Genomic DNA, 13,224 nt, shown 5'->3' with positions numbered 1-13,224 from the left:
TGGGAAGGGTACTCATTTTGGTGGATTAGCGCCTAGTGATGAAGAAATGGATATGTCGCAAATGATTCATATCAGTTTATTTACGATTTGGAATGGAAACCGCTACATACCGGTGGTCGGGTCGCCACCACGTTTGGATCTGACGATCCCCCATCCAGGGGAACCAGTGTCAGGTTGTTTGGCGCAACGGGTCCTGCCGCAAGCACCGCGAGCATATTCCCGTCCATCTCGGCAGCGATGACGATCTGCTGCAGGCTGGGCGTATCAGCAGGTGAGCATTCTTCGCACCTCCGGTCTCGCGATCCGCAGGACTCCTCGCGGCTTCCCAGAGGTCGATCATGCCCAGAAAGATCCGCATTCACGCCATGTCGAGCCCCGTCGGCGATCTGGCAGGGGATCTGCGGAAGATGCAGCTGCGGACCAGGAAGCTCCTCCATCTGGAGACCCAGCGCCTGCTCAGAAGCCAGGAAGAGACGAACGAGCGGCTCCAGCGGATCAACGCGACCCTTCAGGAAAGCGAGGAGAAACTCGCCGTCACCCTCCATTCCATCGGCGATGCGGTCATCGCCACGGATGCCGGGGGACGGGTCAGGATCCTGAACCCCGTGGCGGAACGGCTCACCGGCTGGACCATGGCCGAAGCCGAAGGCCACACCGTGGACGAGGTCTTCCGGATCATCAACCAGGAGACCCGCCAGCCCGCCGTGGCCCCGGTCATGGACACCCTCGCGCATGGCACGGTGCAGGGTTTGGCCAACCACACGGTGCTGATCGCCCGGGATGGCCGGGAATGCCCCATCGCCGACAGCTGCGCGCCCATCTGCGGCCGGGACGGGCGGGTGGTCGGGGCTGTGCTGGTGTTCCGCGACGTCACCGAAGAATATGCCGCGCAGAGGTCCCTGCGGGACTCTGCGGCCCTGGTCCAGGCGGTCCTCAACACCGTGGTGGACGGGATCATCACCGTCCAGGCCCGGGGCGCGATCATCGAGACGGTCAACCCGGCCACGGAGCGGATGTTCGGCTACGCCGCGGCCGAGCTCATCGGGCAACCCTTCCGTTCGCTGATCCCCGAGCTGGACCGGGACGAGGCGGCAGGTTCCCTCGAGTATTTCAGGGCGAGCGAGGAGGCCCGGGCCAGCGGCCTAGGTCGCGAGGTGCTGGGCCTGCGCAAGAATGGCCAGCGCTTCCCCCTGGAGATCGCCGTCAGCGAGATGTGGCTCGGCGGCCAGCGCTATTTCACGGGCATCCTGCGGGATATCAGCGCCCGGAAACAGGCGGAAGAAGCGCTGCTGAAGGCCGGGGCCCTGCAGAACGCGATCTTCAACAGCGCCAACTTCTCCAGCATCGCGACCGATGCCAGGGGCGTCATCCAGATCTTCAATGTCGGCGCGGAGCGGATGCTGGGCTACTCGGCCACAGAGGTCCAGAACCAGATCACCCCCGCCGACATCTCCGATCCCAGGGAGTTGATCCTGCGCGCCGAGGCGCTGAGCCTGGAGCTGGGCACCCCCATCGCACCGGGCTTCGATGCCCTGGCATTCAAGGCCTCGCGCGGCATCGAGGACATCTATGACCTGACCTACATCCGGAAGGATGGCAGCCGGTTTCCGGCGGTGGTCTCGGTCACGGCGCTGCGCGATCCTCAGGGCGCCACCATCGGCTACCTGCTGATCGGCATCGACAACACGGCGCGCCAGCGGGTCGAAGCCGAGCGGGCCCTCCTCGACCAGGCCCTCCAGGACAAGAACGCCGAGCTGATGAGCGCCAAGATCGCCGCCGAGAAGGCCAACCTCGCGAAATCCGAGTTCCTCTCCAGCATGAGCCACGAGCTCCGCTCGCCCCTCAACGCGATCCTGGGTTTCGCCCAGCTGATGGATTCCGAGTCTCCGCCCCCCACCTTGCCCCAGAAGGCGAGCATCGATCAGATCCTGCATGCGGGGTGGTACCTGCTGGAGCTCATCAACGAGATCCTCGATCTGGCGGTGATCGAATCCGGGAAGCTGTCCTTCTCGGAGGAACCCGTGTCGCTGGCGGATCTCATGCTCGACTGCCAGGCCATGATCGAGCCCCAAGGCGTGAAGCGCGGCCTCACGATGACCTTCCCCCGGTTCGATCATCCTGCCTTCGTGCGGGCCGACCGGATCCGATTGAAGCAGGTCCTCATCAACATCCTGTCGAACGCGATCAAGTACAACCGGCCGGCAGGGGCGGTCGTCGTGGACTGTGACACGACCACTCCCGGCCGCATCCGCATCAACGTCAGAGACACAGGCCATGGACTGCCCCCCGATAAGCTGAGGCAGCTCTTCCAGCCTTTCAATCGCCTGGGCCAGGAACAGGGCGGGGAAGAGGGCACGGGCATCGGCCTGGTGATGAGCAAGCTGCTGGTGGAGCTGATGGGCGGTTCGATCGGCGTGGAGAGCATGGTCGGCGTGGGCAGCCGGTTCTGGTGCGAGCTGAACTCGGTGGCGGCCCCGCAGCTCACGGGGGACAAGGCTGATGCCGGTGCTCTGGTGAAGGTGCCGATCCGGCTCGATACGCCGCTTCGGACCCTGCTGTATGTGGAGGACAACCCGGCCAACCTGAGCCTCGTCGAGCAGCTCATCGCGCGCCGGCCGGACCTGCGCCTGGTGAGCGCGGGGAACGGGATCCTCGGCATCGAGCTGGCACGGGAGAGGCAGCCGGACGTGATCTTGATGGATATCAACCTGCCTGGGATCAGCGGCCTCCAGGCACTGAAGATCCTGCGGGAGGATCCCGCGACCGCGCACATCCCGGTGGTGGCCATCAGTGCCAATGCCATGGTCGGGGACATCAAGAAGGGCCTGGAGGCGGGATTCTTCCGCTACCTCACGAAGCCGATCAACGTCACCGAGTTCATGGCGGCGATGGACGTGGCCCTGGAACACGCAACGGCGCCATCGAGGCACACATGATCAGTCCAACCGATATCCTCCACGGCAAGATCCTGGTCGTCGACGATCAGGAGGCCAACGTGCTCCTGCTCGAACAGATGCTCCGCGGGGCCGGCTACACCTCCATCACCTCCACCATGGATTCAAGCAAGGTCTGCGAGCTCCACCTCATCAACCACTACGACCTGATTCTGCTCGACCTTCAGATGCCCGGCATGGACGGGTTCCAGGTGATGGAGAACCTGAAGGACCTCGAAAAGGGCGGCTACCTCCCCGTCCTGGTGATCACGGCGCAGCCCGCGCACAAGCTGCGGGCGCTCAAAGCGGGAGCCAAGGACTTCATCAGCAAGCCCTTCGACCTGGCGGAAGTGCTGCTGCGGGTGCACAACATGCTCGAAGTCCGCCTGCTGCATCTGGAGATGAAGCGGCTGTACGAACGGATCGCCGCCGAGCAGAAGGTATCGCAGCGGTTGCTGCTCAACGTGCTGCCGACTTCCCTGGCCGGGCGCCTCGAAGGGCAGTCCGAGGTCAAGGCCGGCGTCTTCACGGAACTGGTCACGGAAAGCTACGCGGAAGTGACGCTGCTGTTCGCGGACATCCTGGAGTTCACCAGGTTCGTGGAGGGGGCGAATGCCGAAGTCCTGCTGGGGGTGCTCGACGAAATGGCAATCCGCTTCGATGCCCAGGGTGGCCAGTCAGGCCTGGACAAGACCAGGACCATCGGCAATGCCTATCTGGCTTCCATCGGCCTGTCCGATCCGGTGATCGAGCACACGATCAAGGCCTCGCAGAAGGCCCTGGACATCGTCGAAGCCGTGGATCGTTTCAACGAGCGCAGCAAGTACAAGCTGAAGCTGCGCATCGGGCTCGACATCGGGAGCGAGGTCTCCAGCATCGTCCACAAGCGCAACATCGTCTGCGATTTCTAGGGTGGGGCGGCCGGGTCGGTCGGCTCTGGTGCCGCCGGATCAAGCTGACGCCGGTCGTTCAATCTGATCGGCTCCCTGCTTCATCTTGACGGCCAACTCGAGGCGCAGAGCAGGAAATGATTGATAAGGTGCATATATACAATCATTTACGGTTTGGACTGATTCATGCTGCTGGGTGCTCATCAAGAGAGAAGGTGAGCGATGCAACCACCAAGGTCGATCCTGCGGAGCCAGGCGCTCGCGTCCCGGGCCATCCCGATGAACGAATCGCCGAAAGCCCACCCGCTGCTGCGCACCACGCCGACTCCCGAGGAGCGGTGGGCGTCCCTCCAGCGGCGCACCCAGGAGATGATCAGCTATTTCGTCGCCACCCTGCGCAGGACCTGGTGAGCCGCCGTTGAGCCTCAGCCGCTTCCCCGGGGTGGAGCGCACCACCCCGCGGCGGCATCCCTGTCGCGGGGCCGCCTCCTTTGGAAGTCGATCCTAGAGACTTTGGTTGTTGGCCCGTTCTCCGCCGATCAACCCATAGCTCTTGAGTTTGCGGTACAGCGTGGCGGAGCCGATGTGGAGCTGCTCGGACGTGCGCGTCTGATTGCCGCCATTCAAGGCCAGGGCCGCGAGGATGTACTCCTTCTCGATGACCTCCAGCGGCCGGACCGTCCCATCGGCGGTCGGGGGAAGGGCGCAGGCCTGCCGGACCTCTTCGGGCAGGTCCTCGAGCTCCACGCGGTTGCCTGGCGAAAGTGCGACGGCCCGCTCCATGACATTTTCGAGTTCGCGTACATTGCCCGGCCACGGGTAACGAAGGAGCTGATCGGCCGCGCCTGGGGTCAGGCCCGTGATCTTGCGCTTCATGGACAGCGCTGACCCGGCGAGCAGCACCCGGGCCAGGGGCAGGATGTCGTCCCGGCGCTCCCGGAGGGGCGGCACGTGCAGCTCCACGACCTTGAGCCGGTAGTAGAGGTCCTGGCGGAAGTTGCCATCCGTGACGCCCAGGGCCAGGTCGCGGTTGGTGGCGGCGATGATGCGCACATTCACCTTCCGGTTCTTGTTCTCGCCCACCCGTCGGATCTCCCGTTCCTGGAGCGCGCGCAGCAGCTTGACCTGCATGCCCGGTGAAACCTCGCCGACCTCATCCAGCAGCAGGGTGCCCCCGTTGGCCGACTCGAACAGGCCCGGACGGTCATGGGTGGCGCCCGTGAATGCGCCCCGCGCGTGGCCGAAGAGCTCGCTTTCCAACAGCGTCTCGGCGATGGCGCCGCAGTTGACCGCGATGAACGGACCGGACATGCGTGTCGATTCATCGTGGACCAGGCGCGCGATCCGCTCCTTGCCTGAGCCGCTTTCGCCCGTGATGAGGACCGTGGAATCGACCTTGGCCACGCGGCAGGCGAGATCCACGACCTGCCTCATGGCCGCGCTCCGGGCGACGATCCCGTACATCGGTTCGCCACTCTCCCGGATCGTGCTGACCATCGCCTTGCGGTGCTCTTTGAGCTTCCGCTCCGCGGCCTTCAGGGTCTCCGTGACGCGGTGGATCGACACATCGAGGGCATCCGACAAGCGGCTCTTGTCGTAGAACCAGAGCTCCTCGGCCCGGGTATCGCCCCACTCCTCACGGGTGCGCCCGAACAGGTGGCACCCCGCATCCCCCTTGCCTTGGCAGCGGTCCTCGAGGACGAAGATCTCCTGGCCGGCGATCCGGCTGAGGTAGCCGCTGATGAGGCCGCAGATGGTCCAGCACATGGGTGCATCGGCCCGGCCGAAGTGCAGGAGATGCTGCTCCGCCTCGTAGGAGGTCACGAGCATCATCCCTTCCTTGGAGAGGGGGTCCTTGTCCTCCGTCTGGACGCTGAAGAGGCCCCCGAGGGTGTGGATGCGATTGCCGGCCCGGCGCCACTCGGCTTCATCATCCCATTTGAACTCGGTCCTCATGGCCTCGGCCATCCGCCACCCGTGGGCGAAGCCGAACTGGGTCAGGACCGTCCGGGCGGCGGTGAAGCCGAAGTTCTCGACGAGGTACTTGCGCAGGAGGCCCATCGCAACCGCGTCCAGCAGAATGGCCCGCTGCCCGGCGAAGCGGATCAGCCCGCCCTCCGGATCCAGTTCCAGCAATTCCTTGTGGTCCAAATCGCCGGCACGCATTGGTGGCCTTCATCCTTCGGACTGAAGGAGTGGTCTTTCATCTTGATGGAGCATACCACCGCGCAAACGATGCAGCCCGAATTTAAACATAGAAATAATGGATGTAAACACTTGGCTCGAATCCTGCGCTGAAAGACTCCGGATGAGGAGCCCCCACCTTGAGGTCTCGAGAGGCAATCGTTCGACGGGTCGCGTTCTGGACCGCCATGCTGACGGGCCTCGCACTGGTGGGCTCCCAGTTCAGTTGACGGCTGAGTGCCAAGGGAGGACGAGGGGGCCTCGCCTACAGCACGACCCGCGATGGGCGGCAGGACAACCGTCGAGTCATCAGCATCATCAACCATCCCCAACACCACCAACCGCAAGAAAAAGGCCGCGGCCTTTCAAACCCAAAGCCCCATGGGGCAGAAAGAGAGAGCAGCATGCGACACATCGAACTGAATCTCCACACCGCCCTCCTGGCCTCTTCAGCACTGATCATGGTCGGCCTGCCCCTCCAGGCTTCTGACCAGGACCATCGCATCGAGGCCTCAGCCAAGAGCAGCTACAACTTCAAGACCTACCTGAAGGGCGACCACATCAAGGTCGAGTCTGAAGATGGCGTGGTCACTCTGAAGGGCACCGTCGCCCACGACTACCACAAGTCTCTGGCCCAGGACACCGTCGCCGGACTGCCCGGCGTCAAGAGGGTGGACAACCAGCTCACGATCGTCGGCGACCAGCCCTCGGAACATTCAGACGGCTGGATGACCATGAAAGTGAAGGGTGTCCTGGCCTTCCATCGGAATGTCAGCGCCACCGCCACTGAGGTGAACACGGAAAACGGCGTCGTCACCCTCACCGGCAAGGCCGACTCGGAGGCCCAGAAGCAGCTGACCGGCGAATATGCCAAGGATGTGGAGGGCGTCACGGAGGTTCGCAACCACCTCGTCGTCACGAAGGGCGCCCACCGGACGATGGGAGAGAAGGTGGATGACACCTCCATCACGGCCCAGGTCAAGTCGGCCCTGTTGTTCCACAAGTCCACCCATGCCCTGGCCACCAAAGTGGTCACCAAGGATGGTGTGGTGACCCTGCACGGCGAAGCCAAGAATGCCGCGGAGCGGGACCTGGTGTCCAAGCTTGCCGAGGACATCAATGGCGTGAAGCGCGTGGTCAACCAGATGACCGTCAAGCCGTCCTGAACCTTCCCCCCGGCCCTCTGATCCTTTCAGCGGGCCGGGGTTCACGACCCCACCAGGAGGAACCATGTTGTGGACCATTGCAGTCGTCTTGATCGTCCTCTGGGCCCTTGGCCTCGTCAGCGCGTACACGATGGGTGGTTTCATCCACATCCTGCTGGTGCTCGCCATCGTCCTCGTGCTCGTCCGGGTCATCCAGGGCAGGAAAATCATCTGAAGGGGGCCTCCTTGCTCCAGAACCGCTGGCTCTACGAAAGCAACCTGGAAGCTCAGCTGGCGCGCTGGAAGGCCGATCTCGCGATCCTCAAGGCCAAGCTGCGGCCGGCCGAAATCGATGCCGCATCCCAGCACGACGAGTCCATTGAAGCCCTGCAGCACAAGCACGATATGACCAGTTATCACCTGAGCAGCCTGAGGGGTGCCAGCGATGATGCCTGGCAGAGCGTGAAGGCGAGCACCGAAACAAGCTGGATGGATTTCACGGCGATCGTTCAAGATCCATCCCTCCATTACTGACCTTCACCATCTGTCATTGCCGGCAAAGGGCCCAGCCCGCCCGGGTCCAGACCTAAGGCGCCTTGATGCTGTCCGCCCATCAGGAAACCTGAACACCTTTGGAGGCGCCCATGCCCGTCGCCCTTGAGATCACGCTCATCCTGGTCCTGGTCGCCCTGGCGGCCGCCTTGGTGCCGCTGCTTCATCAGTTGCGCCGGACGGCCCGAGGACTGGATCTATTCCTACTCTCCACAAGCAAGGACCTCGCCCAGATCGCGCAGGACGTGCATGCCTCCCGGCTGCGCATGGACCTCCTGGCGGGCTCCATCACGGAGTCCCTGAGCGGGTTTTCCGCCTTCGCCAAATCGGTCGGCGAGCTGGGCAGCACCGTGAACGAATGGCACGTCCGCTTTCGCAACACCATTGAATCGGCCTCCAGGAACATCGGAGGCCTCATCGGGGGGATCAGCGCCGCGCTGGCCTTCTTCAAAAGCAAGCCAACCGAACTCGAACCTGAATAGGACGACGACCATGACCATGACCACGACCGAACCCAAGACTTCCTCCTACGGCCCCACGCTTCTCACCTTCCTCGCAGGTGCCGCCGTCGGCGCGGTGGTGGTGGCCCTGACCACCCCCAAGACCGGCCCCGAGCTTCGCGGGAACCTGAAGGATCTCGCCACCCGTGCGAAGCGCAGGACCGGCGAGCTGGCCGACAACGCGAGCGAGGCCTGGGACAGCCTGAGGGGCCGGACGGCCCTGGCGGCCAGTGACCTGAAGCGCGGCGTGACCGACGCGGCCAGCGATCTGCGCGGCTGATCGAACGGAAGTTCTGCCATTGGCCCTCGCCATCCGGGTCCGGAGGCGTGGGCCGACCCATTCATGGACCTTTTGAAAGCTCGACACATGAACCATTGGAAAACGATCCCATTCATGACTGCGCTCCTGGTCGCCCAAGCGGGCACACCGGCCGTGGCGGGCAGTCTCTACCGCCATGTCTCCTTTTCGCCCCAGGCCCAGCCCGTGACCGTGCCCCTGTATCGGGTGACCGTGGTCCAGGGCTCGGCCAAGGCCATCAACTACCGGAATCTGAAGCACGCCACGGAGATTGATCTCCTGGGCACGGTGCTCGTCTCGAATGCCTCGGGTGAGGCGAAGGTGAAGAACGAAGACGGTGCGGTCCAGATCACCGCGAAGTTCAAGAACCTGCCTCCCGCCTCGACTTTTGGCGGGGAGTTCCTGACCTACGTGGTGTGGAGCATCTCCCCCGAAGGCAGTGCCACGAACCTGGGGGAACTCATCCTCGAAGAGGGTCGAGGCAAGGTCAAGGTCACCGAAAAACGCCAGACCTTCGGCCTCATCGTGACTGCCGAGCCCTATTTTGCGGTGAGCCAGCCCAGCAATGTGGTCGTGATGGAGAACGAGGTCCGCAAGGGCTCGGCAGAACAGTTCGAGTTCATCGATGCCAAGTTCGAGCTGCTGAAGCGGGGCCAGTACGCCCAGAACCTGGAGACCGTGGAGCCGGTGGCCATGGATCCAAAGACGCCGTTCCATGTCTTCCAGGCGCGCAACGCGGTGCGGATCGCCCGGGCCACGGGGGCCTCGACCTACGCGCCGGAGGCGCTCGGGAAGGCCGAGACCTTCCTTGCCCAGGCGGAAAACAAGGAGGGCGGCCGGAAGGTCCGGGCCGTGGCCGCGAAGGAATCCGTCCAGCGGGCTGAAGATGCCCGCCTGATCTCGGTCCAGAAGCAGGCTGCCGAAGGGCTCACCGCGGAGCGCCAGGCGGCCCAGGACAAGCTGGACGATTCCCGGCGGGAGACCGCCAAGGCCACCGACGCTGAAGATTCCGCCGTCCTGAAGACCCGGCAGGCTGAGCAGGAGAACGCCGGCCTCCGGGACCGGAATGCAGGCCTCCAATCCAGGAATGACGGGCTCAAGGCCAGCAACGAAGGGCTCAAGGCCGATAATGAAGGGCTCGAGGCGAATAACGAAGGGCTTCGGACTCAGCTGATGGATCAGCTCAATGCGGTCCTTGAGACCCGGGCCACCGCCCGTGGGCTCATCGTGAACATGTCCGGCGTGCTGTTCCAGAACGGGAAGGCAGAGCTGCTCCCCGCCGCGCGCGAGAAGCTCTCCAAGATCGCGGGGATCCTCTCGACCCACAAAGGGCTGATGGTCGAAGCGGACGGCTTCACGGACAGCGAAGGCAGCGAGGCCCTCAACCAGCGCCTGTCGGAGCAGCGCGCCAAGAACACGATGGATTTCCTCGTGAGCCAGGGTGTCCCCCGCAGCTCGGTCACCTCCAGGGGCTTCGGGAAGGGAAACCCCATCGCCACCAATGAAACGGCTTCGGGTCGTCAGGAGAACCGGCGTGTGGAACTGGTCGTATCCGGTGAAGGCATTACCGGCCGGAAGACCGCGGGGCTCTGAGATTCCCGGATCCTTCCTGGATCCGGGCTTCCATCCCGAGCCACCCGTGGGGATCCAGGCGACTGGCATTCTCCACGGGTGGACCCATCCTGCAGCTGTGGATCGGGGCGCCCCCAGGGCCTTTCGGGGCTGATCTGCCTGGGCCCTCCTCTTGAAAGACCACCCGGAACATCCAGGAACCCATGGCCTCCCGAGCGGGGGTGACGGAAGGGAAGGCAACATGTTCAAAGATATCAATGGCATCCGGATAGCCTATACGGATGAGGGCCAGGGGGCTCCTCTGCTCTTCGTCCACGGCTTTCCCCTCAGCCGGGCCACCTGGTCCAAGCAGGTGGCGTTCTTCAAGGCGAATCACCGCGTGATCGCGCCGGATCTGCGGGGGCTGGGCGAAAGCGCGTCGGGGCCGGGACCGGTCTCCATGAGCCGGTTCGCCGAGGATCTCCACGACCTGGTGCAGCGCCTGTCCACGGGGCCGGTCGTCCTCGTGGGGCACTCCATGGGCGGCTATGTGGCGCTCGCCTTCGCCATGGCGTACCCCAACGCCCTGAGCGGGCTGGTGCTGGTTGGCACGAAGGCCGGCAAGGATTCGCCCGAGGTGGCCGCCGCCCGCCGGGCCACCGCTGAAAAGGTCCGGACGGAGGGGGTTTCGGTGGTGGTGGACGCCATGGCGCCCAAGATGCTCTCTGCGAGCCATGCGGATCCTGCCATGGCGGCGTCCGTCCACGGCTTCATGGCTGCTTCCAAGCCGGACGGGGTCATGGGGGCCCTGTGGGGCATGGCGGACCGGCCGGATGCGAGCGCCCGCCTCGGCCAGATCCGGGTGCCCACCCTGGTGATCACCGGCGCCGATGACACGGTCATTCCGCCCAGCGAATCCGTCATCCTGGCCGAGTCCATTCCCGGCGCCCAGCTCACGGTCATCCCCGAGGCCGGCCACCTGGTGGCCTTCGAGCGTGCCGATGCGTTCAACGAGGCCTTGAACGGCTGGCTTGAGTCCAGGAGCTCCGCGCCCGGCTTCAGGGGGACCATTTCTGCCAGCCATCAGCCAGGTTGACCTTGCCAGCCACAGGAGCCCGAACCGCCAGCAAACCGGAGGATTCCCAGGGAGATCACCATGCGCGAACCCCATGAGGTCGCGGCCAAGCTGTTGGGCATGCCCTTCGAGGCCCTGGACGAGCGGGCGCAGAAGGTGGCGCAGCATGTGGCCGGGCGCAAGCACATCGCGCGGAACGTCGCGAAAGAGGCCGATGCCAGCACCACCTTCGGCCAGCGTGCGGCGGATGCCGTGGCGTCCTTCGGAGGGTCCTGGATCTTCGTCGGGCTCTTCGCCGGCACCATGGTCGTCTGGGTCGGGCTCAACGCGTTCCTCGTCATGAACCGCGGCAGGACGTTCGATCCTTATCCCTACATCCTCCTCAACCTCTTCCTCTCCATGCTGGCGGCCATCCAGGCCCCGGTGATCCTCATGTCCCAGAACCGCCAATCGGAGAAGGACCGGATCCACGCCGAGCATGACTACGAAGTGAACCTCAAGGCCGAACTGGACATCATGCTGCTGCACGAGAAACTGGATCTCCTCCGGGAGAAGCAGTGGGAGGAACTGCTGGCCATCCAGAAGGAGCAGCTCGAGCTCCTGGCCAGGCTGGGCCCCGGGAAGGCGGCCACCTCTTGAACGCCCACCCTCCCAAGGCGGCCTCTCGTGTTCACCCGCCGTCTTCCCATCCGCGGCGCCGGCCGGCGGGCTGGGCGCGCGCGCGGACGGGCCTCCCCCTCGCCCTCGCCGGCCTGCTCACCTTGGCCTGTGCGCGCCTGCCTGAAGTGAACTACCTGAAGGTGCCTCTCAACGCGCCAGCGACGCCGGTCGTCGTCGATGGCCAGGGGACGCTCAGCCAGGGGGATGCTGCGTCCCTGCTCCCCAAGCGCCTCGGCCACTCCAAGGTGGATGCCAAGATGCTGGCGGGGCTCGAGGAGGCCGCCACGGGGCGGCCACTCATCGCGGGCAACAAGGTCACCCTCCTCTTCGACGGTCCGAAAACCATCTCGGCGATGATGGCCGCGGTGTCCAAGGCCAAGGACACCATCAACCTGGAGACCTACCTCTTCGATCAGGACCCCCTGGGGATGAAGTTCGCGGAGCTGCTCATCGCCAAGCAGAAGGAGGGGGTGCAGGTCAGCATCATCTACGACTGCGTCGGTACGCTGGGAACCCCGCAGGCCTTCTTCGACCGCATGCAGGACGCGGGCATCCGGCTCCTCCCCTTCCAGCCCGTCAATCCCCTCCACCGCCCCTGGCGCTGGAAGCTCAACAACCGTGACCACCGGAAGATCCTGGTGGTGGACGGCAAGGTGGCGTTCGCGGGGGGCGTGAACATCACGGTGGCCTACGCACGCGGCTCGTCGTTCCGGGCCCCACCCCAGGGCACCGCTCCGGTGGGGTGGCGGGACACCCACCTCCAGATCGAGGGCCCGGCCGTGGCCGCCTTGCAATGGATGTTCCTCGACAACTGGGCCAGCCAGAAGGAGGGCGATCTGCCCGAGAGGGACTACTTCCCCACACTCTCGCCCGCGGGCGACAAGGTCCTGCGGGTTCTCAGGAGCCAGCCGGGAAGCAACCACGAGATCTTCAAGGCCTATTTCCTGGCCATCCAGGGGGCCACGAAAACCATCCACATCACCGCGGCCTATTTCGTCCCGGATGTCCAGATCATGAAGGCGCTTCTGGAGGCAGCCAAACGCGGCGTGGAGGTGAGGATCATGCTGCCCAAGGTCTCCGACAGCTGGCTCACCACCCAGGCCCGGCGCTCCTTCTACACCCAGATGCTCAAGGGCCGCATCAAGGTCCATGAACTCAAGAGCTCGGTGCTGCATGCCAAGACCGCCGTCATCGACGGGAGCTGGTCCACGGTCGGCTCCACCAACATGGATACGCGGAGCTTCCTCCACAACAAGGAGGTCAACGTGGTCGTCATGGGGGATGCCTTCGGGCGGGAGATGGAGGACGCCTTCAGCGAAGACCTGAAGGATTCCAACGAGATCACCCTCGCGCAGTGGAAGCATCGACCCGTGGGTCAGCGCTTCACGGAGTGGTTTGCCCGGCTCCTCTCCTATTGGCTTTGAGGAGAGATGGAG

At 64.5% G+C, this 13,224-nt stretch carries 13 protein-coding genes; 12 read left to right on the top strand and 1 reads right to left on the bottom strand.

The window, feature by feature from the left end:
* The first annotated feature begins 338 nt into the window (after nt 1-338).
* From QSJ30_RS06980 to QSJ30_RS06970, 3 genes are all read left to right on the top strand, one after another.
* Nucleotides 339-2,936, top strand: a complete 2,598-nt coding sequence (locus QSJ30_RS06980; protein WP_285607782.1) for a PAS domain S-box protein — start codon at nt 339-341, stop codon at nt 2,934-2,936.
* Entirely contained in the window at nt 2,933-3,844 is a 912-nt protein-coding gene (locus QSJ30_RS06975; RefSeq protein ID WP_285607780.1) for a response regulator, read from the top strand. Before QSJ30_RS06980 ends, QSJ30_RS06975 begins: the two co-directional genes overlap by 4 nt.
* Nucleotides 3,845-4,045: 201 nt before the next feature.
* Nucleotides 4,046-4,234, top strand: a complete 189-nt coding sequence (locus QSJ30_RS06970; protein ID WP_285607778.1) for a hypothetical protein — start codon at nt 4,046-4,048, stop codon at nt 4,232-4,234.
* 93 nt (nt 4,235-4,327) lie between these two features.
* On the opposite strand, the gene QSJ30_RS06965 is transcribed toward QSJ30_RS06970, so the two are convergent.
* Nucleotides 4,328-5,989, bottom strand: a complete 1,662-nt coding sequence (locus tag QSJ30_RS06965; protein WP_285607776.1) for a sigma-54-dependent Fis family transcriptional regulator — start codon at nt 5,987-5,989, stop codon at nt 4,328-4,330.
* A 422-nt stretch (nt 5,990-6,411) separates the two neighbouring features.
* Here QSJ30_RS06965 and QSJ30_RS06960 point away from each other — a divergent pair, with 422 nt between their 5' ends.
* From QSJ30_RS06960 to cls, 9 genes are all read left to right on the top strand, one after another.
* Nucleotides 6,412-7,173: a BON domain-containing protein gene (locus tag QSJ30_RS06960; RefSeq protein WP_285607774.1), complete on the top strand. Its 762-nt coding sequence runs from the start codon at nt 6,412-6,414 to the stop codon at nt 7,171-7,173.
* Nucleotides 7,174-7,237: 64 nt separating this feature from the next.
* Nucleotides 7,238-7,387, top strand: coding sequence for a lmo0937 family membrane protein (locus QSJ30_RS06955; protein ID WP_285607772.1), 150 nt, complete (start codon nt 7,238-7,240; stop codon nt 7,385-7,387).
* An 11-nt stretch (nt 7,388-7,398) separates the two neighbouring features.
* A complete protein-coding gene (locus QSJ30_RS06950) occupies nt 7,399-7,686 on the top strand; it encodes a sll1863 family stress response protein (protein ID WP_285607770.1) in 288 nt (95 codons plus the stop codon).
* A gap of 110 nt (nt 7,687-7,796) precedes the next feature.
* Nucleotides 7,797-8,186, top strand: coding sequence for a hypothetical protein (locus tag QSJ30_RS06945; RefSeq protein ID WP_285607769.1), 390 nt, complete (start codon nt 7,797-7,799; stop codon nt 8,184-8,186).
* 10 nt (nt 8,187-8,196) lie between these two features.
* Nucleotides 8,197-8,484: a YtxH domain-containing protein gene (locus QSJ30_RS06940; RefSeq protein ID WP_285607767.1), complete on the top strand. Its 288-nt coding sequence runs from the start codon at nt 8,197-8,199 to the stop codon at nt 8,482-8,484.
* Nucleotides 8,485-8,598: 114 nt separating this feature from the next.
* Entirely contained in the window at nt 8,599-10,095 is a 1,497-nt protein-coding gene (locus QSJ30_RS06935) for an OmpA family protein (protein ID WP_285607765.1), read from the top strand.
* Nucleotides 10,096-10,315: 220 nt separating this feature from the next.
* Nucleotides 10,316-11,149, top strand: coding sequence for an alpha/beta fold hydrolase (locus QSJ30_RS06930; RefSeq protein ID WP_285607763.1), 834 nt, complete (start codon nt 10,316-10,318; stop codon nt 11,147-11,149).
* Nucleotides 11,150-11,209: 60 nt separating this feature from the next.
* Nucleotides 11,210-11,767, top strand: a complete 558-nt coding sequence (locus tag QSJ30_RS06925; RefSeq protein ID WP_285607761.1) for a DUF1003 domain-containing protein — start codon at nt 11,210-11,212, stop codon at nt 11,765-11,767.
* Complete coding sequence (gene cls / locus QSJ30_RS06920) at nt 11,764-13,212, top strand: cardiolipin synthase (protein ID WP_285607759.1); 1,449 nt, start codon at nt 11,764-11,766, stop codon at nt 13,210-13,212. Before QSJ30_RS06925 ends, cls begins: the two co-directional genes overlap by 4 nt.
* The last annotated feature ends 12 nt before the right edge of the window (nt 13,213-13,224 follow it).

Origin of the sequence: Geothrix edaphica, assembly GCF_030268045.1 — a bacterium.
In the GTDB taxonomy this organism is placed as follows: Bacteria; Acidobacteriota; Holophagae; order Holophagales; family Holophagaceae; genus Geothrix; species Geothrix edaphica.
The sequence above is the reverse complement of the archived record's forward strand: the minus strand, read 5'-3'. Positions and strand labels throughout refer to the sequence as shown.